Annotated in this window: 26 protein-coding genes; 5 read left to right on the forward strand and 21 right to left on the reverse strand. The window is 58.7% G+C overall.

The window, feature by feature from the left end; all coding sequences use genetic code 11:
* Positions 1-75: 75 nt before the first annotated feature.
* The 7 genes from thiO to KI231_RS25210 are packed head-to-tail and all read right to left on the reverse strand — an operon-like array spanning position 76 to position 6841.
* A complete protein-coding gene (thiO, locus tag KI231_RS25180) occupies positions 76-1176 on the reverse strand; it encodes a glycine oxidase ThiO (protein ID WP_213026625.1) in 1101 nt (366 codons plus the stop codon).
* Between the two features lie 57 nt (positions 1177-1233).
* Complete coding sequence (locus KI231_RS25185; RefSeq protein WP_103303587.1) at positions 1234-1635, reverse strand: type IV pilin protein; 402 nt, start codon at positions 1633-1635, stop codon at positions 1234-1236.
* A gap of 15 nt (positions 1636-1650) precedes the next feature.
* Positions 1651-4734 (reverse strand): pilus assembly protein, encoded by a 3084-nt coding sequence (locus KI231_RS25190; RefSeq protein ID WP_213026626.1) that lies wholly within the window; start codon positions 4732-4734, stop codon positions 1651-1653.
* Entirely contained in the window at positions 4721-5200 is a 480-nt protein-coding gene (locus KI231_RS25195; RefSeq protein ID WP_103303589.1) for a pilus assembly PilX family protein, read from the reverse strand. Before KI231_RS25195 ends, KI231_RS25190 begins: the two co-directional genes overlap by 14 nt.
* An 11-nt stretch (positions 5201-5211) precedes the next feature.
* Positions 5212-5925, reverse strand: coding sequence for a PilW family protein (locus tag KI231_RS25200; RefSeq protein ID WP_103303590.1), 714 nt, complete (start codon positions 5923-5925; stop codon positions 5212-5214).
* A complete protein-coding gene (gene pilV / locus KI231_RS25205) occupies positions 5922-6371 on the reverse strand; it encodes a type IV pilus modification protein PilV (protein WP_103303591.1) in 450 nt (149 codons plus the stop codon). Before pilV ends, KI231_RS25200 begins: the two co-directional genes overlap by 4 nt.
* Positions 6368-6841, reverse strand: a complete 474-nt coding sequence (locus tag KI231_RS25210; RefSeq protein ID WP_103303592.1) for a GspH/FimT family pseudopilin — start codon at positions 6839-6841, stop codon at positions 6368-6370. The genes pilV and KI231_RS25210 overlap by 4 nt, the downstream gene beginning before the upstream one ends.
* Before the next feature lie 130 nt (positions 6842-6971).
* Between KI231_RS25210 and KI231_RS25215 the strand changes: the two genes are divergently transcribed.
* Complete coding sequence (locus KI231_RS25215) at positions 6972-7526, forward strand: GspH/FimT family pseudopilin (protein WP_213026627.1); 555 nt, start codon at positions 6972-6974, stop codon at positions 7524-7526.
* On the opposite strand, the gene ispH is transcribed toward KI231_RS25215, so the two are convergent.
* The 6 genes from ispH to murJ form a co-directional block, all read right to left on the reverse strand.
* On the reverse strand, positions 7498-8442 hold the full coding sequence (gene ispH / locus KI231_RS25220; RefSeq protein WP_103303594.1) for a 4-hydroxy-3-methylbut-2-enyl diphosphate reductase: 945 nt from the start codon (positions 8440-8442) through the stop codon (positions 7498-7500). The genes KI231_RS25215 and ispH overlap by 29 nt on opposite strands.
* A gap of 230 nt (positions 8443-8672) precedes the next feature.
* Positions 8673-9110, reverse strand: a complete 438-nt coding sequence (gene fkpB, locus KI231_RS25225) for an FKBP-type peptidyl-prolyl cis-trans isomerase (RefSeq protein WP_177431389.1) — start codon at positions 9108-9110, stop codon at positions 8673-8675.
* Between the two features lie 7 nt (positions 9111-9117).
* Positions 9118-9630: a signal peptidase II gene (lspA, locus tag KI231_RS25230; protein WP_103303596.1), complete on the reverse strand. Its 513-nt coding sequence runs from the start codon at positions 9628-9630 to the stop codon at positions 9118-9120.
* Positions 9623-12454, reverse strand: coding sequence for an isoleucine--tRNA ligase (gene ileS, locus KI231_RS25235; protein WP_103303597.1), 2832 nt, complete (start codon positions 12452-12454; stop codon positions 9623-9625). The genes lspA and ileS overlap by 8 nt, the downstream gene beginning before the upstream one ends.
* Before the next feature lie 13 nt (positions 12455-12467).
* The gene (gene ribF / locus KI231_RS25240; RefSeq protein ID WP_042561145.1) at positions 12468-13406 is read right to left on the reverse strand and encodes a bifunctional riboflavin kinase/FAD synthetase; all 939 of its coding nucleotides are present in this window, start codon (positions 13404-13406) and stop codon (positions 12468-12470) included.
* Between the two features lie 129 nt (positions 13407-13535).
* The gene (gene murJ / locus KI231_RS25245) at positions 13536-15074 is read right to left on the reverse strand and encodes a murein biosynthesis integral membrane protein MurJ (protein WP_213026628.1); all 1539 of its coding nucleotides are present in this window, start codon (positions 15072-15074) and stop codon (positions 13536-13538) included.
* A gap of 252 nt (positions 15075-15326) precedes the next feature.
* Here murJ and rpsT point away from each other — a divergent pair, with 252 nt between their 5' ends.
* Complete coding sequence (gene rpsT / locus KI231_RS25250) at positions 15327-15599, forward strand: 30S ribosomal protein S20 (RefSeq protein ID WP_003228351.1); 273 nt, start codon at positions 15327-15329, stop codon at positions 15597-15599.
* Between the two features lie 124 nt (positions 15600-15723).
* Here rpsT and KI231_RS25255 read toward each other — a convergent pair whose 3' ends face one another.
* The 5 genes from KI231_RS25255 to rplU form a co-directional block, all read right to left on the reverse strand.
* Complete coding sequence (locus KI231_RS25255; RefSeq protein ID WP_103303600.1) at positions 15724-16191, reverse strand: CreA family protein; 468 nt, start codon at positions 16189-16191, stop codon at positions 15724-15726.
* Positions 16192-16201: 10 nt separating this feature from the next.
* Positions 16202-17320 carry a glutamate 5-kinase gene (gene proB / locus KI231_RS25260; RefSeq protein WP_103303601.1) on the reverse strand — a complete coding sequence of 373 codons (1119 nt, stop codon included), beginning with the start codon at positions 17318-17320 and terminating at the stop codon, positions 16202-16204.
* Between the two features lie 123 nt (positions 17321-17443).
* Entirely contained in the window at positions 17444-18667 is a 1224-nt protein-coding gene (gene cgtA, locus KI231_RS25265) for an Obg family GTPase CgtA (protein ID WP_103303602.1), read from the reverse strand.
* Between the two features lie 193 nt (positions 18668-18860).
* Complete coding sequence (gene rpmA, locus KI231_RS25270; RefSeq protein WP_003176049.1) at positions 18861-19118, reverse strand: 50S ribosomal protein L27; 258 nt, start codon at positions 19116-19118, stop codon at positions 18861-18863.
* Positions 19119-19153: 35 nt separating this feature from the next.
* Complete coding sequence (gene rplU / locus KI231_RS25275; RefSeq protein ID WP_007950961.1) at positions 19154-19468, reverse strand: 50S ribosomal protein L21; 315 nt, start codon at positions 19466-19468, stop codon at positions 19154-19156.
* Positions 19469-19708: 240 nt separating this feature from the next.
* On the opposite strand from rplU, the gene KI231_RS25280 reads away from it, so the two are divergent.
* From KI231_RS25280 to KI231_RS25290, 3 genes are all read left to right on the forward strand, one after another.
* Entirely contained in the window at positions 19709-20677 is a 969-nt protein-coding gene (locus tag KI231_RS25280) for a polyprenyl synthetase family protein (protein ID WP_213026629.1), read from the forward strand.
* A gap of 124 nt (positions 20678-20801) precedes the next feature.
* The gene (locus tag KI231_RS25285; RefSeq protein ID WP_003228364.1) at positions 20802-21143 is read left to right on the forward strand and encodes a zinc ribbon domain-containing protein YjdM; all 342 of its coding nucleotides are present in this window, start codon (positions 20802-20804) and stop codon (positions 21141-21143) included.
* A 205-nt stretch (positions 21144-21348) separates the two neighbouring features.
* Complete coding sequence (locus tag KI231_RS25290) at positions 21349-21606, forward strand: PA4570 family protein (protein WP_034153845.1); 258 nt, start codon at positions 21349-21351, stop codon at positions 21604-21606.
* Between the two features lie 132 nt (positions 21607-21738).
* Here KI231_RS25290 and bamJ read toward each other — a convergent pair whose 3' ends face one another.
* The 3 genes from bamJ to KI231_RS25305 all read right to left on the reverse strand — a co-directional run bounded on the left by bamJ (position 21739) and on the right by KI231_RS25305 (position 23409).
* The gene (bamJ, locus tag KI231_RS25295; RefSeq protein ID WP_103303603.1) at positions 21739-22356 is read right to left on the reverse strand and encodes a BamJ family beta-barrel-assembly machinery protein; all 618 of its coding nucleotides are present in this window, start codon (positions 22354-22356) and stop codon (positions 21739-21741) included.
* A gap of 122 nt (positions 22357-22478) precedes the next feature.
* Positions 22479-22784, reverse strand: a complete 306-nt coding sequence (locus KI231_RS25300) for a DUF6482 family protein (RefSeq protein ID WP_103303604.1) — start codon at positions 22782-22784, stop codon at positions 22479-22481.
* Between the two features lie 136 nt (positions 22785-22920).
* Entirely contained in the window at positions 22921-23409 is a 489-nt protein-coding gene (locus KI231_RS25305; RefSeq protein WP_103303605.1) for a TIGR00645 family protein, read from the reverse strand.
* Positions 23410-23555: the final 146 nt, after the last annotated feature.

The raw sequence follows: 23555 nt of genomic DNA on the forward strand, positions 1-23555 counted from the left end.
ATTGCGTAAGCTGAAAAGCCTGTGGGAGCGGGCTTGCCCGCGATGGCGGCCTTACAGAAACCCATAAACATCAGACTAGATGCGCCCGGTCGGCGCATACGGCGCCGGATCAATAATCGGCGTGCGCCCCAGCATCACATCGGCAAACAACTGACACGACGCCGGCGCCAGCACCAAGCCGTTGCGATAATGACCGCAGTTCAGCCACAAGCCCTCATGCCCCGGCACACGGCCAATGTACGGAATCCCTTCCGGTGATCCTGGCCGCAATCCAGCCCAATGCCCGACCACTTCGGCATCCGCCAAAGCAGGTATCAGCTCCTCGGCCGAAGCCTTGAGGCTTTGCAGCGCCACATCGGTCGGCGTCTTGTCGTAGCCTTCGTGCTCCAGCGTACTGCCGATCAGGATGTGCCCATCACGACGCGGAATCGCATAACGCCCCTTGGCCAGCACCATGCTCGGCAGGAAATCCGCCGCACATTTGTAAAGGATCATCTGGCCCTTGACCGGCTCGACCGGCAACGACAGGTTCAACGTCTTGAGCAGATCACCGCTCCACGCACCCGCGGTCAGCACCACCTGATCGCCAGAGATCACGCCCGTGGACGTCTGTACGCCAACCACCCGCTCATCCTCGCGAACAAACCCGCTGACTTCGCACTGCTCGTGGATGGTCACGTTCGGCAGCGCCAACAGCGCGGCTTTCAGTGATTTGACCAATCGCGGATTTCTGACATTGGCCACATCAGCCATGTAGATCGCCCGCGAAAATCCACTGCCAAGCACCGGCACCGCTTGGTGCGCCGCCGAGATATCCACAGCCCGCAACGGGCGATTCTCGCGCTCGGCCCAAGCCAGGGCTTCAGCTTCGTCATCCAGATCCAGCCAATACAGGCCGGTGGTGTGAACCTCAGGATCAACCCCGGTATCAGCCAACAGGCGCTCGCCGAGCTGTGGATAAAAATCCTGCGACCAATGCGCCAGCGCGGTGACTGCCGGGCTGTAGCGCCACGGATACAGCGGAGAAACGATGCCGCCACCGGCCCAGGACGATTCCTGGCCGACGCTCGAACGATCCAGCAGCACCACGCTGCGCACTTCGGAAGCAAGATTGTAGGCGGTCAGCAGGCCAATCACCCCGCCACCGACAATCACCACTTGCTGTTGCCTGGTCATGTTTGATCCAACCGTAAAAAAGACAGTGGGCGCAAAAGGCGCCCGAAAGAAAGCGCCTCAGCGGCCCCAGCAATCCTTGGTGGTCAGCCCGGTAGTCGCGTTGTTCATGCTTCTGACACCCGTGTTGGTCAGGGTGAAATCCCCGCACTTGTCAGTCGCCATGGCCGTGCCCGTCTTGCGGGTAGCGGTCAGCAGGAAGGTCTGGTCGGTGATGGTCGGCGTGATCGTATAAAAATCGTTGCCTGCACTCAGACCGGTGATGCCGGTGTAGATATTGTTCTTGGTGTAGAAACGTTCGAGGCTCTGCGCCTGTTCCGACAGCAGCGATACCACTTCGGCGCGACGGCCCTTCTTCACGTATTCGGTGTAGCTTGGAATGCCGATGGTGAGCATGATCCCGATGATCGCAATCACAATCATGATTTCGATCAGGGTAAAGCCTCGGTTGGATCTGCGCATGCCTCAAACTCTCGCTTACTGTATTTGTCGCCACATGATACGACGGCTGCCGCCGCCGGATTTTTCCACCAGGGTAGTAATGCCGCCACTGGAGTCGTTCACAATCTTGCGCGTTGCGCCGTTGACGATGGCGTTCAGGGTCGGAATGCCGCCGGTGAATATCACGCCACTGGAAATCGTGTCATTGCTGTCGACCACACCATCGTTGTTGGTATCGAGCACCGCGTAGTTGAGCATCTTACCGCTGAACGCATCGAGTTCGACCAGTTTGCCGGTGCCAAAACTGGAACATGGATCGGTGGTATCAACGCTCGCCGTGGTGAAGATGATCCGCCCAAGCACCAGACTGGCCTGATTGATTACCCGCTCGCCAGTCAGCGCGTTGTTATACACCAACGGCAGGTACCAACCCTTCTCGCCCGGGTACGTCGTGTCGTTCTGGGTCGTGGTGATGAATTGCCCGGTACTGCCAGAGAACACGCCCGTCACTGCCTGTGCCTGCAAACTGCTGACGGTGAGCTGCCCCGAGCCACCATCGGCATCCCACACCGAGTAGAACGCCTGCAAATCCTTGTTGGTCTTGTCGGCGGTTTCGTTGAACTTGCCGGTGCCGACGAAAATCTGTTTGCCGCCCAGAGAATTGTCAGCCAGCAACGGTTGCGCAGTAATTGGCTGAGTCGCCCCACCCGCCGTTGTGAATAACGGCTTGCCGGAAAACGCCACGCCCCAACTGTCGGTCGATGTCGCGCTCAGGTCGAACTTCCACAGTCGCCCTTTCAAGTCACCGCCATAGGCAGCCTGCACGACATTTTGCGAATTGACCTTGAGCTTCACCGAGGACAGGCCGTTGGTGGTTTCCGTACTGTCGATGACGATTTTCTTGATCAGTGACCCATCCCGCACATCCAGCACGTACAGCGCCGCCACGCCCGAGTTGCTGCCGTAACCGTTGGCGATAAAGGCTGCCCAACGCCCGTCGGCCAAGCGTGCCACTTCCGGCCGCGCATAGGCGTAACCCAGATCATTAAAAGCGTTGGCGGTGCTGGCGGTGGCCGGTGCACTGACTTCCCAAAGTGCGCGAAGGACGTTGCCTGCCGAAGCGTCGAACAGTTGCAATGCATAGAATGTCTTGCCGCCAGCACCGGTGCCGCCGATGGCGAGGGTTTTCCAGGCACTGTTGAGTTGCGCGTCAAACACGCCAACCTGACCGTCCACCAGAAACTTGTGGCTGACGCCGTTGATGTAGGTCGGATCGGCAATCAGGCGCAGAGACGGCAACACGCTGGACGGCATGTAGGCGTAACGCCGGGTGCCGTTGGCCGAGTTGATCACGTTGACGAAACCGTCGTTGGCGTTCACCACCAGACTGGCACTCATGTTCGCCGCCTTAGTGGTCAGGTAACTGGTGTAAGTGGTATCGCCAGACAGGTCGGAGGCGGTTTTATCCGTAGGTGAAGCCAGCACCAGTGGCGAGTTGATGATGTCGCCCAGCAACACACTGCGCACCTTGAGCCCGGTCTTGTTGGTGCCTTTGCTCCATTCCACCAGATCATTGCCGGTGATGCCGGTGGGCAGACCTTGGCCCAGCGTGGTCTGTTGTGTCGCGGAAAAATTGCCGTAAGCCAGCGTCACCGCCGCGTTACTGGTGGTATTCCACGACTGGTAAGCCGGCGCGGTAGCGCTCGGAACGATGGTGGTGTCGGTGGTCCAGAGGGTCGCAGATGTATTGACCGCGCCCGCCGAGTTAAAGCCGAAGGACTTGATCGTGCCACGCCAGTCCTTGGGGTCGTAACTGGTCTGGAAATAACTGGTGCCGCTGGCCAGTGTGGTGCCGCTGGTAACACCGCTACCGCCGGAACCCGCCTTGGAGGTGATGTCGCTGAGTGCCGACGACAATGCGGCATTGAGACCGGTGCTGTCGGTCGCCTGATAGTAGCGGCCCTGCCCGTAACTCGCCGCATCCGAGAGCATGTCGTTATCAGCGGTGAAACCCACGGTGTAGGTGTTCATGTTCTGCTTGGGAAAATCCACCGCGTTCCAGCTCTTGCCTGCCGCGTCGGTGCCGGTCGAGCGCATGTCGATATCGAAGGCGAATTTGGCGATGTCATCCAGATACAGCGTGTCGCCTTCGTTATCGCCATTGAGGTTATTGCCGTCATTGTTGACGCCGTCCCAGTTCGGCAATCGGGTACCGCCGAGCGGATCGTTAGTTGGAAAGGTTCGGTCATAGGTCGGCAAGCCGTCAGTAATCACCACGCCGTAGTTTCTCTGGCAGCGGTACTGAATCGGGCTGGTATAGGTGGCTGGCGTGGAGTTGTAATACGGCGCCATGCCGCGCATGTAGCGGGTGATTTCGTAATAGGTTTCGGCCAATGGCGTGTTGGCCACGGCACTCAAGTTATTGATCGCTGAAATGAGCGCGTTGTAGTTGGTGTCCGCCTGGGCCTGGGTGACGCTACCGGAGACTGGCGACAGATCGGCGATGGAGCGGGCAATGTAGCCGCCATTGCCGGAGTTGTTGCTGGTGGCCGGATTGAAAGTCGACAGGCCCATGCGCAGGGTCCGGTTACTGGTAACCAGCGCCGTGGAAACGTTGCGCGCAACGTTGATGCGGTAGTCGTTGGGGATTGCCCCGTTGGTGAAATCCCGGGTGCCGTTATTGATGGCCAGCCCGACCACGTAAGAAATGTAATCCCCTGAATAGCGGGTGTTGCCGCTGCCCACAGGATCCGGCAGTTTCAGGCATAGCGGCGCCAGGCTGTTGTTGTAGAACGCGTATGCCCCGCCGGAACATCCCGAAGTCGGCAAGCTCGATAGAAATATCGGATCACCGGTGATCGCCGTCGAACTCAGGCACAAGCCGAGCAAGGCGTTACATTGCCGGGCCGGTGTGCGATCGACAGTCGGATCGAACCCCGCCGCGTAAATGATGCTGTTCATACTCCCCGAGTCGTCGATCAGCAGCATGACGTTGGGTGGCACCGCCGCCGCACTCAGCAGCGGCGAGTCGGACGGCGTGAACGCCCAGGCCGGTGCGGCCAGATACAAACTCATCAGTATGCCAATCAGCAGCGATCCGCAGCGTTCAATACTTCGCATAGACACTCTCCACCACGCTACGCGAAGTGCCGGCAATGCCGACAGCGGTCACCCGATACAGCGTTGCCGAAGTGTTGCTCGGTACATTGACGGCGGTGAGTGTCGTCCCGATGTTCTGCACACCATAAAAGCCATTGCCCGCTGCGATCCAGGTCACCCCCGAGGTCGAATTGAGCCCCGCCGCACTGACCACTGATGACTCTGCCGGAGGCGCACATTGCGTCGTGCCGCTGCACACCGCCAACGAATAACTGTCCAGTTGCACTGCGCTCTCGCCCACGCGCAACGCTGCTTCGGCGGTCTGGAACGACTGATTGCGCAGGCTCACGCTACCGGCCATTTTTTCCTGCAGGTTGGCACTCTGCATCGACGACAGCCCGATCAGCGTCAGCAGCAGCAGAAACACCAGACTGACCAGAAGCACCATGCCGCGCTGTGCCTGTCGCTGATGCAAAGAAATCATCATCGCTCAGGCCCTCATTGCAAGCGGTTGCGCAAGGCGGCAACCACGTTGAAGGTTTGATTGCTCACCCGGTTATTCGGATCGGTGAGGGTCAGGCTCAGACGCACACTGCGAATACGTGCCGGATCGCTGGGATTGGCGCTGTAAGTCGATGCCGCGACATCCGTCGCAGAACTGGCCAGACCAAACGTCACGTTGAACGCACTGACGTTGTTGACCAGCACCTGCTGGGTTGGCGTGCCGCTGCCGGTCCCCATCAGGATCTGGTTGTTACTGAAGTTGTAGATCAGACGCCGGATCGGGAAAGCGATCTGCCCGGTCGCCGGACTACGCAAGCCGGTATAGGCCGTCGCGCTGTTACGGCAATCGGACAGCACCGTCCAGGTAGGCGTGCCACCGCCACTGCCGACATCCGAGGTCACCAGGGTCAGTTTGAGATTGGCATTGTCCCAACTGATCGGTGTGATCTGCGCCGCATTGAAATCACCGGCCGTGCTCGAGTCGGTGATAGTGCCTAGGCATCCGAACATGCCCACCATGCGTATTTCCTGAATCATCTTGCTCAACACAAAACGTGCGTCCTCCTGCATGGCGGCGGCGCTGTTCTGACTGACATAGGTGTTTTTTGCCGCGATGAACGTCTGCACCACGCCTAATACCACGATCAGCCCCAGTGCCAGAGCGATCAGCAATTCAATCAGACCGAAACCCTGGTTTTGGCGCTTCATGGTGTGGCCACCGGATCCACCGCAGCGCGGCTGCTCAGCACAAAACTGCGCTGGGCACTGGCGGTATTCGCTGCCCGGGCGTCACTCCAGGTGATGGTGATCGTGTAGACCCGTTGGTTAAGAGTGATGCTGCCGGTGGCCGTCGGCCCGCCGAAATTGACGATGTTGGTGGTGAAGTCGTAGAGATCCTGATCACGTGTCACGCCGAGGTTACCGGAGGTCGGTGGCGTGACCGTGTAATCGGCGCCGGAGTTGGCGCGGATGCGGTCCATCATGTCGTAGGCGATGAAACTGGCCTGACTGGTCATGCGTGAACTGTCGGTGTACTTCAGTGCATTCAATTGCACCGCCGCCGCCCCCAGCAGTCCGACCGTCAGAATCAGCAACGCGACCAACACTTCAATCAGCGTCATGCCTTGCTGTACGCCCTTGCTCCCTGCCCTCATCCGCAACTTCCACCCAGTTGAATTCGTCCGTTCAAACACACGTTCAGCGTCCTGCTTTGCGTGCCCAACGTGTAACTGATGGCCACCGCCGTGGACGGCGCCGCCAGACCTCCCAGATTGTTGAAATCCAGCGCGGTCACTCCAGAGGTTAGCGTCAGAGTCGCACCACTGCTCATTGCCGGAACAACCCGCAACACATTGGCCGGAGTGCCAGTACTGTCGTAGACCGACAATTCGCCGGTCCAGACGCTGCCCCCGGCGGTTGGACGCAGGCGGGTGGTCACGCCTCGATCAATGGCCTCAAGTCTTGCGAAATTGATTGCCCGCTGCAGGTCGCCCATTTCCGTATCGGCTTTGCTGCCTTGTATCGAGCGGGTAAATGCCGGCACCGCCAGAGTGATCATGATCACGAAGATGGCAATCGCGACCAGCAACTCGATCAGCGTGAAACCTTTTGTACGATGATCCATCGGTGCCCTCCGTTGCCGTCGGCTATACCTGCTTCTACACGCTAGAACATTCAACCGACCTGTGTCGGTTGATTTGCCCTGCCCGGCGCACGGATCGCGTCAACCACCGCACTCCATGGAGGGAGTTTTCATGTCGCAACAGGGATCCAGCCTGATCGAACTGCTTATGGGACTGGCGATTGGCGCAATTGTTCTGCTGCTGGTCAGTCCGGCGTTTGCCACACTCACGGAGTCGAACCATCGGGATGAGGCCGCGCAATCCCTGCTCTACGGTATTCGCCATGCCCGAACGCTGGCGCTCACCCACAATCAGAGTGTGGTGATTCATGCCATCAACGGCGACTGGGGTCAGGGCTGGCGGATCGTTCTGGATATCAGCGGCAAGGGGCCGGGAGACAGCAGCAATCCGCTGCTGGTAGAGCGTGCGATTGACGCGAAGGTGCCCATTGTCGGCAACTGGTCGGTGAGTCGTTATGTGCGGTTCAGCAATCTGGGCCAACCGCTGATGCCCGGGCGGGCCTTTCAGGCAGGGACTTTACATGTCTGTTCGATTCGCGAGCCGGTCAGCCAGCATCAGATCGTACTGGCGGCGACCGGTCGGGTGCGCCTGGGCAGTGACAAGACTGAACAGGCGCTGTGTCAGAAAACCAAAAACGTCAGATCGAACGGACGCGCAGCTCTTTAGGCATCGAGAACGTGATGTTCTCTTCGCGACCGGCCAGCTCATCGGCACCGGTAGCGCCCCAGGCCTGCAACTGCTGAATCACACCACGCACCAGGACTTCCGGAGCAGAGGCACCGGCGGTGATGCCGATGCGCTCGACGCCATCGAACCAGCTCTTTTGCAGGTCTTCGGCGCCGTCGATCAGGTAGGCCGGTGTGGCCATGCGTTCAGCGAGCTCACGCAAGCGGTTGGAGTTGGAACTGTTCGGGCTGCCGACCACCAGCACCACGTCGCATTCATCGGCCAGTTGCTTGACCGCGTCCTGACGGTTTTGCGTGGCGTAGCAAATGTCGTCCTTGCGTGGGCCGCCGATAGCCGGGAAGCGCGTGCGCAAGGCATCGATGACCCGGCTGGTGTCATCCATCGACAGGGTGGTCTGGGTGACAAAGGCCAGTTTTTCCGGGTTATGCACTTGCAGTTCGGCGACGTCTTTTTCGTCTTCGACGAGATAGATCGCGCCACCGTTGCTGGCGTCGTACTGACCCATGGTGCCTTCGACTTCCGGATGACCGGCGTGGCCGATCAGGATGCATTCACGACCGTCGCGGCTGTATTTCGCCACTTCGATGTGCACCTTGGTCACCAGTGGGCAAGTGGCGTCAAACACCTTCAGGCCACGGCCGGCGGCTTCGGTGCGCACGGCTTGCGATACGCCGTGAGCACTGAAAATCACGATGACATCGTCCGGCACCTGATCCAGTTCTTCGACGAAAACCGCGCCACGACTGCGCAGGTCTTCGACGACGAACTTGTTGTGCACCACTTCATGACGCACGTAGATCGGCGGCCCGAAAACTTCCAGGGCGCGGTTGACGATTTCGATCGCCCGGTCCACGCCGGCGCAGAAGCCACGGGGGTTGGCGAGTTTGATTTGCATGCTGTGCCTCGTGTCTTGCGCGCAAGAAAATAGATCATTGCAGTCCCTGTGGGAGCGGGCTTGTTGTGGCGAGGGGATTTATCCCCGATCGATTACGAAGCAATCGTAAAACCCGACAGCGCTTTCCCGTTAAAGATCTCGGTGCCTGATTTTGGGAAGCTTCGCCCCCCATCGAGGATGAATCCCCTCATCACAACAAGTCCACTTCCACAGTGGTTATGCGTTGTTGCTTACAGCGCTTTGACGTTGATGATCTCGACGTCAAAGGTCAGCGTCTTCCCCGCCAGCGGATGGTTGAAGTCGACGGTCACTTGCGCGTCATCGAATTCTTTCACCACGCCCGGCAGCTCAGTATTGGCCGCATCGTTGAAGATCACCAGCAAACCCGGCGACAGTTCCATGTCGGCAAACTGCGAACGCGGAATAACCTGCACGTTCTGCGGGTTCGGCTGGCCGAAGGCGTTTTCCGGCTCGACGGTCAGCGTACGCTTGTCACCGGCCTTGAAACCGAACAGCGCCGCTTCGAAACCCGGCAGCAGGTTGCCGTCGCCGACCTTGAAGGTCGCCGGGGCCTTGTCGAACGTACTGTCGACGGTGTCGCCGTTCTCCAGGCGCAATGCAAAGTGCAAAGTGACTTCCGTGTTCTGGCCGATGCGTTGCTCAGCCAATACCTGTTCAGTCATGAACGGCTTCTCCGGTCTTTTTACTTTTGAACATATCCAGTGCCAGCATCACCGCACCCACGGTGATGGCGCTGTCGGCGAAGTTGAACGCCGGGAAGTACCAGCGATTCTGCCAGTGCACCAGAATGAAATCGATCACATGGCCCAGGGCAATGCGGTCATACAGATTGCCCAGCGCCCCGCCCAGCACCAGCGCCAAAGCGATGGCCAGCCAGGTTTCGTTACGGCCAAGACGTTTGAGCCAGACCACCAGCACCGCACTGACCACAATCGCGATCAGGGCGAACAACCAGCGCTGCCAGCCGGAGCTGTCAGCCAGGAAGCTGAACGCAGCGCCGGTGTTGTAGGCCAGGGTCCAGCTGAAGTAATCGGGAATGATCACGATCTGCTGGAACATTTCGAGCTTGCCTTCGAAGTAGAACTTGCTGGCCTGGTCGATGACCAGAACCAGCAAACTCAACCAGAGCCAGCTCAACCGTCCGAAACGGCCAAGGGAATCAGGCATAGTGACGAACCTCGCCTGCGCCGCTGATGTTGTCGACGCAACGACCGCAGATCTCCGGATGCTCCGGGTTCACGCCGACGTCTTCACGGCAGTGCCAGCAACGGGCGCATTTCGGGAAGGCCGATTTGACGATCTGCAGCTTCAGGCCGCTGACTTCGGTGACCACCGCGTCAGCCGGAGCCTGTACAAACGGCGCGACGCTGGCGGTCGAAGTGATCAGAACGAAGCGCAGTTCGTTGCTCAGCTTGGCCAGATCGGCGCTCAGCGCCTCTTCGGCGAACAGCGTCACTTCGGCCTGCAGGTTGCCACCGACGGCCTTGGCCGCGCGCTGGATTTCCATCTCTTTGTTGACCGCAACCTTCACTTCCATGATGCGATCCCAGTAGGCGCGACCCAGCTCGAAGCCTTCCGGCAGCTCGGTCAGACCCTCATACCAGGTGTTGAGCATGACGGATTCATTGCGCTCGCCCGGCAGGTACTGCCACAGCTCATCGGCGGTGAACGCCAGGATCGGTGCGATCCAGCGCACCAGCGCTTCGGAGATATGGAACAGCGCGGTCTGGCACGAACGACGAGCCTTGCTGTCGGCGCCAGTGGTGTACTGACGGTCCTTGATGATGTCGAGGTAGAAACCACCCAGCTCCTGCACGCAGAAGTTGTGGATCTTCGAGTAGACGTTCCAGAAACGATATTCGCCGTAATGCTCTTGCAACTCGCGTTGCAGCAGCAGGGTGCGGTCTACCGCCCAACGATCCAGCGCGAGCATTTCTTCAGCCGGCAGGATGTCAGTGGCCGGGTTGAAGCCGGTCAGGTTCGAGAGCAGGAAGCGCGCGGTGTTACGGATACGACGATAGGCGTCCGCGCTGCGTTGCAGGATCTGTTCGGAAACCGCCATTTCACCGGAGTAGTCGGTCGAAGCCACCCACAGACGCATGATGTCGGCGCCCAGAGTGTCGTTGACTTTCTGCGGCGCGATCACGTTGCCCAGCGACTTGGACATCTTGCGACCAGACTCGTCGACGGTGAAACCGTGGGTCAGCAGCTCGCGGTACGGCGCGTGGTTGTCGATGGCGCAACCGGTCAGCAGCGACGAGTGGAACCAGCCACGGTGCTGGTCGGAACCTTCCAGGTACAGGTCGGCACGCGGGCCGGTCTCGTGACCCATCGGATGCGAACCGCGCAGGACGTGCCAGTGCGTGGTACCCGAATCGAACCAGACGTCGAGGGTGTCGCTGATCTTGTCGTACTGCGGTGCTTCATCACCCAGCAGTTCGGCGGCGTCGAGCTTGAACCAGGCTTCGATGCCTTCGACTTCAACGCGCTTGGCGACTTCTTCCATCAGCTCGACAGTGCGCGGGTGCAGTTCGCCGCTTTCCTTGTTGAGGAAGAACGGGATCGGCACGCCCCAGTTGCGCTGACGGGAGATGCACCAGTCCGGACGGTTGGCGATCATCGAGTGCAGACGCGCCTGGCCCCAGGCCGGAACGAACTTGGTGTCTTCGATGGCTTTGAGCGAGCGCACACGCAGGGTGTCGCCGCTGACCGGCTCTTTGTCCATGCCGATGAACCACTGCGCGGTGGCGCGGTAGATCAGCGGGGTCTTGTGGCGCCAGCAGTGCATGTAGCTGTGCTCGATGACGGTGGTGTGCATCAGCGCACCGACTTCGGTCAGCTTGTCGACGATGGCCGGGTTGGCCTTCCAGATGAACTGACCACCGAAGAATTCCAGCGACGGCACGTAAACGCCGTTGCTCTGCACCGGATTGAGGATGTCGTCGTTGACCATGCCGTACTTCTTGCAGGTCACGAAGTCGTCCACACCGTAGGCCGGAGCGGAATGAACCACGCCGGTGCCGGCGCCCAGTTCGACGTAGTCAGCCAGATACACTGGCGACAGACGGTCGTAGAACGGGTGACGGAAGTTGATCAGTTCCAGTTCTTTACCGGTGGTGGTCGCGATGACCGAGCCTTCGACGCCATAGCGCGCCAGGCAGGCCTCAACCAGCTCTTCTGCCAGCACCAGCAGCTTGTCGCCGATATCAACCAGCGCGTAGTTGAATTCCGGGTGAACGTTCAGTGCCTGGTTGGCCGGGATGGTCCACGGGGTGGTGGTCCAGATCACGATCGAGGCAGGCTTGCTCAGCGACGGCAGACCGAACGCGGCGGCCAGTTTGGCCTCGTCAGCGATCGGGAACGCCACGTCGATGGTCGAGGACTTCTTGTTCTCGTACTCGACTTCGGCTTCGGCCAGGGCCGAACCGCAGTCGAAGCACCAGTTCACTGGCTTGAGGCCCTTGAACACGAAGCCGCCCTTGACGATTTCGGCGAGGGCACGGATTTCACCGGCCTCGTTCTTGAAGTCCATGGTCTTGTACGGATTGGCGAAGTCGCCCAGCACGCCGAGGCGGATGAACTCGGTCTTCTGACCTTCGATCTGCTCGGTGGCGTAGGCACGGCACAGTTCGCGGGTCTTGTCCGCGCCCAGGTTCTTGCCGTGGGTCACTTCAACCTTGTGCTCGATCGGCAGGCCGTGGCAGTCCCAACCCGGAACATACGGCGCGTCGAAACCCGAAAGGGTTTTCGAGCGGATGATCATGTCCTTGAGAATCTTGTTCAGTGCGTGACCGATGTGGATCGTGCCGTTGGCATACGGAGGGCCGTCGTGCAGGACGAACTTCGGACGATCCTTGCCAATCTCGCGCAACTTTCCGTACAGGCCAATACTGTCCCAGCGCTGCAGGATCTGCGGTTCGCGCTGTGGCAGGCCGGCCTTCATTGGGAAGGCGGTGTCCGGAAGGTTAAGCGTGGCTTTATAGTCGGTCATTTAAGGCTCTTCATTAGCGATGGGCGCTAGGTGCGGCTAGTGCACGGGCGGTGGCGACATCCGCATTGATCGCCGTTTTCAATGCCTCCAGGGAGGCGAATCGCTGCTCTTCACGCAGCTTTTGGTGGAAAACCACCGTCAAACGCCGGTCATACAGATCGCCGGCAAAATCTAAAAGATGAACCTCAAGGTGGGCCTTGCCATCACCTTGCACCGTGGGCCGCACGCCGATATTGGCGACGCCGGGCCAGGTTTTGCCGTCAATATCGACATCCACCAGATACACCCCGGTGAACGGCACGCGACGACGCTTGAGTTGAATGTTGGCCGTGGGCGTACCCAGTTGCCGGGCCAGTTTCTGGCCATGCAGCACGCGACCGGCGATGCGGTACGGACGGCCGAGCAAACGTTCGGCCAGCGCGAAATCTGCGGCGGCCAACGCGTTGCGCACCTGGGTGCTGCTGACGCGAATGCCGTCCAGCTCGACGGTTTGCGCAGCTTCAACGGTGAAGCCGTGAACTTGCCCGGCCTGCAACAAAAAATCGAAATCGCCGAGGCGATCGCAGCCGAAGCGGAAGTCGTCACCCACTTCCAGATGTTGTACGCCGAGGCCGTCCACCAGAATGGTATCGACGAACTCACTGGCGCTGAGCTTGCTCAAGCGCTGGTTGAATGCCAGGCACAGAACCCGGTCAACGCCTTCGGCCGCCAGCAGTTGCAGCTTGTCGCGCAACCGTGCCAGACGCGCCGGCGCGGTCTCTGGCGCAAAGAATTCCCGTGGCTGCGGCTCGAAAATCACCACGCAGCTGGGTACGCCCAACTCGAGCGCACGCTCACGCAGTCGGGCCAGGATAGCCTGGTGACCACGGTGAACACCGTCAAAGTTGCCAATAGTGGCGACGCAGCCCCGATGCTGGGGGCGCAAGTTGTGGAGGCCTCGAACCAGCTGCATAACGCGCTTCTTGCTCATAAAGTGGTCGATTATAACCACACCCGACGGTCGACGACAGGCAACACCGTAACGCAAAGTGATCGAGCCGACAAAACTGCCGGCCCGCGCCCGTTCATAAAGGGTGAAACCTCAGCTCAAGGCCTTGCGATTGAAGTCACGCAGACGGAAACCGAGCAGCAGCAACATACCGAAATAAGCGACCACACCGGCAACCACCAAAGCGCCAAGACGCAGGAAGCGCTCAAGCATGTGGCCTTGATCCCACGCGGGCATGAAATGCATGCCGATCAGCAATACTGCGGACATTACCACCACAGCCACTACCAGTTTGAAGCCGAACATGTACCAACCCGGTTGCGGTTGATACATCTTTTGTTTGCGCAATTGATAGAACAGCAGCCCGGCATTCAGGCACGCGCCGGCACTGATCGCGAGCGCCAGGCCGGCGTGCGCCAACGGACCAATCAATACCAGGTTGAATAATTGAGTGACCACCAGGGTGAAGATCGCGATTTTCACCGGGGTACGAATGTTCTGTTGCGCATAAAAGCCCGGCGCCAGCACTTTGATCACGATAATCCCGAGCAGACCGACAGAATAGGCAATCAGCGCCCGCTGGGTCATTTCGGCATCGAAGCCACTGAACTGACCGTACTGGAACAGCGATACGGTCAACGGTTCAGCGAGAATCCCCAGCGCCAGTGCACACGGCAGCACCAGCACAAAGCACAGACGCAGACCCCAATCGAGGATTCGCGAATACTCATGGCGATCCTTGCTGGCGTAGGTTTTCGCCAGCGTCGGCAGCAGAATGGTGCCCAGCGCCACGCCGAGCACGCCGGATGGCAATTCCATCAAGCGGTCGGCGTAATACATCCACGACACCGAGCCCGCGACCAGAAACGAGGCGAAGATGGTGTTGATAATCAGCGAAATCTGACTGACCGACACGCCGAGGATCGCCGGCAACATCTGCTTCATTACCCGCCAGACACCGCTATCGCGCAGGTTCAGGCGCGGCAACACCAGCATGCCGATCTTTTTCAGGTGCGGCAGTTGATAAAGCAGTTGCGCCAGACCGCCCACCAGCACGGCCCAGCCCAAGGCCATGACCGGCGGATCGAAGTACGGCGTCAGGAACAGCGAAAACACGATCATGCTGACGTTAAGCAGGGTCGGCACAAACGCCGGCACCGAAAAGCGGTTCCAGGTATTGAGAATCGCACCGGCCAGCGACGACAGCGAGATCAGCAATATATAAGGGAACGTCACCCGCAACAGATCGGAGGTGAGCTGGAATTTTTCCGGTGTGTCGGTGAAACCGGGCGCCGTGGCCCAGATCACCCAGGGCGCCGCGATCATGCCCAGCGCAGTGACCACGGCCAACACCAAGGTCAGCAACCCCGAAACGTAGGCAATGAATGTGCGTGTCGCCTCCTCGCCCTGTTGGCTTTTGTATTCGGCCAGAATCGGCACAAATGCCTGCGAGAAAGCGCCCTCGGCGAAGATCCGCCGCAGCAGATTGGGCAATTTGAAGGCAATAAAGAAGGCATCCGTCGCCATCCCGGCGCCGAATGTGCGAGCAATCAGCGTGTCACGAACAAACCCCAAAACACGGGAAAGCATCGTGATAGAGCTGACGGCGGCCAACGATTTGAGCAGATTCATTGAGGGAATTTGTGCCTGTCGATAAACAGCAGGCGAACAAAGCGCCTACTTGTGCGATACTCCGCGCCGCAGCAGCACAGAGCCAAAGCTCGCGAGTTTACAGGTCAAGCGCCGGAAATAAATATCCCGCCTCTTTATACCTACCACTTAGCGGAACGTTTCAAGTGCCCTTGACAAGACTTCAACTCATCGGCATGATTCGCGGCCTATTTTGTTTGCTATTTCCTAAAAAGTCTTTCGAGGAGCTCGACGGTGGCCAACTCACCTTCCGCCAAAAAACGTGCAAAACAGGCTGAGAAGCGTCGCAGCCACAACGCCAGCCTGCGTTCCATGGTTCGCACCTACATCAAGAATGTAGTTAAAGCCATCGACGCAAAAGACGCTGAAAAAGCTCAAGCTGCATACGTTCTGGCTGTGCCAGTTATCGACCGTATGGCCGATAAAGGCATCATCCACAAGAACAAGGCTGCTCGCCATAAGAGCCGCCTGAATGGCCACGTTAAAGCGCTGAAAGAAGCTGCTTAATCGACGTAGTCATTAAAAAACCGACCTCAGGGTCGGTTTTTTATTGCCTGCGATTTGGTAAATCCCGCTCATAAAAAATGGGAGGGGACTCATCCCCTCCCACATTGCACATCTGATTTGCGCGTTATTGCTGAACCGGCACCCACGGCAGAATAGGGATGGCGGTCACCGCATTCTGCGGACTACCCTCGATCACGCGATCGCTGTAGACCAGATACACCAGCGTGTTGCGCTTCTTGTCGAGGAAGCGCACCACCTGCATGGTCTTGAACACCAGCGACGTGCGCTCCTTGAACACCTCGTCACCATCCTTCAGCTCGCCTTTGAACTTGATCGGACCCACCTGACGGCAGGCGATCGAGGCTTCGGCGCGATCCTCAGCCAGACCCAAGCCACCTTTCACGCCCCCAGTCTTGGCGCGCGATAGATAGCAGGTCACACCCTCGACCTTCGGATCATCAAACGCCTCGACCACGATCCGATCATTTGGACCGACAAGCTTGAACACTGTCGATACCTGACCGATCTCTTCGGCCGAGGCCAGCAACGGCAACGCCATCAACAGACCCAACAATCCTTTTGCTATACGCATCAAGTTTTCCTTAAACCAGAATCAGGTTGTCACGATGAACCAATTCCGGCTCAGCCATGTAACCCAGCAAACCGACAATCGCCTCTGACGACTGACCGATAATTTTTTGCGCTTCCAGCGCACTGTAATTGGCGAGACCACGGGCGATTTCACGACCATCCGGCGCCACACAGACCACCATCTCACCGCGACGGAAACTGCCCTGCACCAACTTCACACCCACTGGCAGCAAGCTCTTGTTGCCTTGGGATAACGCCGACACCGCCCCATCATCCAACACCAGCGTGCCGCGAGTCTGCAGATGCCCAGCCAGCCACTGCTTGCGCGCCGCGAGCATGCCACGCTCAGGCGACAGCAAGGTGCCGATACGCTCACCCGCCTTCAGGCGATCAAGTACACGCTCAAGACGCCCACCGACAATGATGGTATGCGCACCGGAACGCGCAGCCAGACGCGCCGCACGCAACTTGGTCTGCATGCCGCCCCGCCCCAGCGCACCGCCAGTTCCACCCGCAACCGCATCCAGAGCCGGATCATCGGCGCGAGCCTCATAAATCAGCTGAGCCTCGGGATTGTTACGCGGATCAGCGTCGAACATGCCATCGCGATCCGTGAGAATCACCAGCAAATCGGCTTCAACCAGGTTGGCCACCAGCGCTGCCAGCGTGTCGTTGTCACCAAAACGGATTTCATCGGTGACCACGGTGTCGTTTTCATTGATCACCGGAATGACTTTCAGCTCGACCAGCGCACGCAAGGTGCTGCGGGCGTTCAGGTAGCGCTTGCGATCGGAGAGGTCGTCGTGAGTCAGGAGAATCTGCGCAGTGTGCCGACCATGCTCGGCGAAGCTCGACTCCCAAGCCTGCACCAGCCCCATCTGGCCAATTGCCGCGGCCGCCTGGAGCTCGTGCATCGCACTGGGTCGTGCGGTCCAGCCCAAACGGCTCATGCCGGCCGCCACTGCCCCGGAGGACACCAGCACCAACTCGACGCCGGCCTCATGCAAGGCCACCATCTGCTCGACCCAAACACTCATTGCCGCACGATCCAGCCCTTTGCCATCAGCTGTCAGCAAAGCGCTGCCGATCTTCACGACCCAACGCTGCGCACCTGTCACCTTGCTCCGCATCATCTTCAACCTTAGCTTGAGGGCAGCGCGACCCAGCGCCACCCATGACGTTATTTGTGACTTGCGATTTCCAGATACTAAAACGCCGCTCGATTGAGCGGCGCTTAAGTTTACTGCAACGAATCAGTCGCGCACGTAAATGATTTCCGGACCGTCTTCGTCATCCACATCTTCTTCGTCCCAATCATCGTCACCGATGTCATGGACCGACTTCACGCCGCTACGACGCAGGGCACGCTTGTCATCCAGCGCCTGCAATTGCGCGCGAGCTTCGTCTTCGATGCGCTGATCGAGATCGGCCAGCTCTTCTTTGTAAGCCGGGTCATTGGCCAGACGATCAGCACGATCTTCCATGTAACGCATGATGTCATGACACAGACGCTCGGTACCGATCTTGGCGATCGCCGAGATCACGTAAACCGGACCAGTCCATTCCAGGCGATCAACGATTTCCTTGACGCGCTCTTCGTGCTCTTCTTCAAGGATCTGGTCGCACTTGTTCAGCACCAGCCAGCGATCACGCTCAGCCAGAGACGGACTGAACTTGATCAGTTCGTTGACGATCACTTCCGCGGCATCCGGTGCACTGGTGTCATCCAGCGGCGCCATGTCGACGAGGTGCAGCAACAGACGCGTACGCGCCAAGTGCTTGAGGAAGCGGATACCCAGGCCAGCACCGTCGGAAGCACCTTCGATCAGACCCGGAATGTCGGCCACGACGAAGCTCTTCCAGCGATCGACGCTGACCACACCGAGGTTTGGCACCAACGTGGTGAACGGGTAGTCGGCAACTTTCGGCTTGGCGGCAGAGACCGAGCGAATGAAGGTACTTTTACCGGCGTTCGGCAAGCCCAGCAGCCCCACGTCAGCCAGTACTTTCATTTCCAGTTTCAGGTCACGCTGCTCACCCGGCTTACCCGGCGTGGTCTGGCGTGGCGCACGGTTGGTACTGGATTTGAAACGAGTGTTACCCAGACCGTGCCAACCGCCCTGTACGACCATCAACTTCTGACCGGCCTTGGTCAGGTCGCCGATGACTTCCTGAGTCGCCGAGTCGATCACGGTTGTGCCGACCGGAACGCGCAGGATCAGGTCCTCACCTTTCTTGCCGGTGCAATCGGTGCTGCCGCCGTTGGAACCACGCTCGGCATCGAAGTGCCGGGTGTAACGGTAGTCGACCAGGGTGTTGAGGTTTTCGTCAGCCATCATGTAGATAGAGCCGCCATCACCACCATCACCACCGTTCGGACCACCGTTTTCGATGAACTTTTCCCGACGGAAACTCATGGCGCCATTGCCGCCATCACCAGCCTTTACGCGAATCGATACTTCATCAACAAACTTCATAACCAACGCCTCTCGCCATACGGACGAGCCGAAAAACAATCAAGACATAAGACTCTTGCAAAAATGAGCGCAGCGACCCCAAAACACGACCTGCATCGCACGCCGACAGCCCATACAAACAGTTTTGCAAGAGACTCACCCCACAAACGAAAAAGCCCCGTCGCAAGACAGGGCTCTTCCAGCGATCTCGCGATTAAGCCGCGACAACGCTCACGTAACGGCGGTTGAACGCGCCTTTTACTTCAAACTTGATCACGCCTTCGATTTTAGCGAAGAGGGTGTGATCCTTACCCATGCCTACACCGTAACCGGCGTGGAATTGGGTACCGCGCTGACGCACGATGATGTTGCCCGGAATGATTTTCTGGCCGCCATACATCTTGACGCCAAGGCGTTTGGCTTCTGAGTCGCGACCGTTACGGGTACTACCACCAGCTTTTTTGTGTGCCATGAGTTCAATTCTCCTAGTGAGGAATTAGGCTGAAATTAAGCCTGAATACCGGTGATTTTGATCTCGGTGTACCACTGGCGGTGGCCCATACGCTTCATGTGGTGCTTACGACGACGGAACTTGATGATGCGGACTTTATCGTGACGACCTTGGGAGATCACTTCAGCCACAACAGTAGCGCCAGCAACAACTGGAGCGCCGATGTTCACGTCGTCGCCATTGGCAACCAACAGAACGCGATCAAAGGTAACGGATTCGCCGGTAGCGACTTCCAGTTTTTCGATCTTCAGGTATTCACCTGGGGCGACTTTGTACTGCTTGCCGCCAGTAACGATTACTGCATAAGACATGGTATTTCTCCGATAATCCTGCTCACCCAGCTCTTTATAAGAAGAGGTATTGGCTGGCATGGCTGCATGGGGCTGGAAGGCCCGCTTGCAATTGCGTAAGGCAGGTGCTGCCCAGGAAGTTCAGGGTGCGCGATTGTACGCAAGGCGCCGCAGGCTTGCAAGTAGCCGTCCATCGCGCCTTGACAGGTCTGGATGGGGGTCCTAGCATGCCGCGCAACCCTTCTGGAGCGACTCTCGCTGATGCAACCCCAAGCTTTCTACCGCGCGGTGGCGGACGATTTTAGCGCCGTCGACGGCATCATCAAGAAGCAGCTGACTTCCCGAGTGCCGCTGGTATCGAAAATCGGCGATTACATCACCTCGGCCGGCGGCAAACGTCTGCGTCCTTTATTAGTGCTGCTGTGTGGCAAGGCCCTGGGTCGCGAAGGCGACGACATGCGCCTGCTCGCCGCCACCATCGAATTCCTGCACACCGCGACCCTGCTGCATGACGACGTCGTCGACATGTCCGGCATGCGCCGTGGCCGCTCGACCGCCAACGCCATGTGGGGCAATGCCCCGAGCGTGCTGGTCGGCGATTTCCTGTACTCACGCTCGTTCGAGATGATGGTCGAACTGGGCTCGATGCCGGTCATGAAGATCCTGTCCCAGGCCACGCGCATTATCGCTGAAGGCGAAGTGTTGCAGCTGTCCAAGGTTCGTGACGCCAGCACCACCGAAGAAACCTACATGGAAGTCATCCGCGGCAAGACCGCGATGCTTTTCGAAGCCTCGACCCACAGCGCCGCCGCGCTGGCCGGCGCCACCGCCGAGCAGAGCGAAGCCCTGCGTAACTTCGGTGATCACCTGGGCGTGGCGTTCCAACTGGTCGACGACCTGCTCGACTACAAAGGCGACGCCGAAACCCTGGGCAAGAACGTCGGTGACGATCTGGCCGAAGGCAAACCGACCCTGCCGCTGATCTACACCATGCGCGAAGGCACGCCTGAACAGGCAGCCCTGGTGCGTCAGGCGATCCAGAAAGGCGGGATCGAAGATCTGGAAAGCATCCGCATCGCCGTGGAAGCTTCCGGTTCTTTGGAATACACCGCGCAACTGGCCCGTGATTACGTGGCCCGTGCGATCAAGTGCCTCGACGCGCTGCCGGCCAGCGAGTATCGCGATGCACTGGTTGAGCTGAGTGAGTTTGCGGTCGCCCGCACACACTGATCATCCCGAGCAATCAAGGGCCGCAGCCTTCTCCGAAGCCTGCGGCTTTTTGTTGCCTGCCCGCTTGCCGCTAAAACCTTATACAATGTGCGACTTTTAGCGATCCACATCCCAAGGAGCCTTAGTGAGCACGTTGCCACCCTGCCCGAAATGCAATTCCGAATACACCTATGAAGACGGCGCGCAACTGATCTGCCCGGAGTGCGCCCACGAGTGGTCGGCCAATGGCGAAGCCGAAGTGGCCTCTGACGATGCAGTGAAGAAAGACTCGGTCGGCAATGTCCTGCAAGACGGCGACACCATCACCGTGATCAAGGACTTGAAGGTCAAGGGCACCTCGCTGGTGGTCAAGGTCGGCACCAAGGTCAAGAACATCCGCCTGTGCGATGGCGACCATGACATCGACTGCAAGATCGACGGTATCGGCCCAATGAAACTCAAATCCGAGTTCGTCAGAAAAGTCTGAACCTGTTGTGATCCATCCCGCGCCAGACGTGGGATGGAGCTTCACCCTCCCCGCTTTCCCCTAGCCAATTCACGCAATAGCCAAACGCCAGCCGTTTTGACCTTACGCAATCTTTACCCGGAAAAATTCACAATCTGCCAATAGGCACTTGCTATTTGATGAATAAGAATTATTCTCATTGAAACCTTTCAAGGAGATTAGAACCATGACTTATTTGATCGACGCGTGGCTGGATCGCCCACACCCTTACCTCAGAATCCTCCATCGGGAGACCGGTGAAGTCTGTGCGGTGCTTGAAGAAGAAGCCTTGCATGAACTGCAGGATCAGGGGGATCTGGACGTCAGCAGCCTGAATTCCAGTGAGCCGCTGGTGCTCAAGGAGTTGGTGCGCAATCTGTTCCTGTTCTGCTACGCCCGGGCGTTGCGCCCGACCAGCGAACTGCATCACAAGATAGAACTATGAAACGCGGTAAAAACTGTAGGAGTGAGCCTGCTCGCGAAAGCGGTGTGTCAGACAACACATCAGTCGACTGAAAACACGCCATAGCGAGCAGGCTCACTCCTACATCAGCCCGCCATCAAGGCAGGCCAGGTCTTACAGAACGTCGAGCAGCTCGACGTCAAACACCAGAACGCTGTGCGGCGGGATGCTGCCAACGCCTTGCGCGCCGTAAGCCAGCTCGCTCGGCACGTACAGACGCCATTTGCTGCCGGCATTCATCAGTTGCAGGGCTTCGGTCCAGCCAGGGATCACGCCGCCAACCGGGAATTCTGCAGGCTGGCCGCGCTCGTAGGAGCTGTCGAACACGGTGCCGTCGATCAGCGTGCCGTGGTAGTGAGTACGCACCTGGTCTTCACGGGTCGGCTTGGCGCCTTCACCTTGAGTCAGCACTTCGAATTGCAGGCCGGAAGCCAGAGTGGTGATGCCGTCACGCTTGGCGTTTTCAGCCAGGAAGGCCAGGCCTTCGCCAGCAGCGGCTTCAGCCTTGGCAGCGGCTTCGGCTTGCATGATCTCGCGGATAACCTTGAAGCTGGCGGACATTTCTTCCTGACCCACACGGCTTTCCTTACCGGCGAAAGCGTCGGTCAGACCGGCCAGGATCGCGTCCAGGCTGACACCCGGTGGCGGGTTGTCGCGCAGCTGGTCACCCAACTGACGGCCGATGCCGTAGCTGACGCGGGTTTCGTCGGTGGACAGATTTACTTCGGACATGACACTGCTCCGCTGTGCGGACGGCCACAAGACTTGCCGTGCGTGCACAGCGCGTCCCGGCGCGCCCGGAACCAAAAGGGCGAGCAGACTAGCACAGATGCCAGACCTGTGGCGCGCAGGGCCTACAGGGCCGAGCGCCAGGCAAGCGGTACTTTCAGGCTTTCCTCGCCACTGGCGCCGAGGCCACACATTTCATCGTGTACCGAGGTGTGTACGAGGTTGAACGGCAACACCGGGAAACTGTGCAAAAGATCCCGTGCGTGCTCGACCGAACGCAGCGTCAGCATGTTGCCCTTGAGATCACTCAACGGGTACGCCGCGCCATGCATCCGCGCTTCGAGCAGGTAAATCCCGCCTTCCATGGAGATCAGGTTCAGCTCATCAACCTTTTTGGCGATGGCAAACGCATTCAACTCTTGCAGGTTCATGAACACACCTCACGCAGTGGCGAGCCAAGACGTCTACAGGGATATGCCCGCGCGCAACAAAGCACAAGCCACAAACGACACCGCCCGTCTGTTTCGCAACAGACGGGCGGTGTTTTTTGCAGCGATCAAAGCGTGATCAGTGCTTGGTGACCTTGTCCAGATAACCCATCGCGCAAGCCGAGAGCACGAAGGTCATGTGAATGATCACGTACCACTTCAGGTGCTCGGGATCGACGTTCTTGGCATCCATGAAGATCCGCAACAGGTGGATCGAGGAGATCGCCACGATCGAGGCCGCCACTTTCATCTTCAACGACGAAGAATCCATGGTGCCCAGCCAGTTGAGCTTTTCCTTGCCTTCATCGATGTCCAGTTGCGAGACGAAGTTCTCGTAGCCGGAAATCATCACCATGACCAGCAAGCCGCCCACCAGAGCCATATCGATCAGCGACAGCAACACCAGAATCAGATCCGATTCAGCCATCGAGAACACATTGGGAATGACGTGGAAAACTTCCTGGAAGAACTTCAGCGCCAGCGCCAGCAACCCGAGGGAGAGCCCGAAGTAGATCGGCGCCAACAGCCAGCGCGAGGTGTACATTGCGTTTTCGATAAAGCGTTCCATTGAATCTCACACATGGGGTGGTGGTAATCGGCGGCGAGTATACCAGCCACCTGTGACACCCAGAAACTGCCCGAAAATCCGTCACCTGCGCGTGTGTGGCATTTTTTTCTGCTAGTGTCCAAGCCAATGACAGCTCAGCGACAGCG

This window comes from Pseudomonas sp. Seg1 (genome assembly GCF_018326005.1).
In the GTDB taxonomy this organism is placed as follows: Bacteria; Pseudomonadota; Gammaproteobacteria; order Pseudomonadales; family Pseudomonadaceae; genus Aquipseudomonas.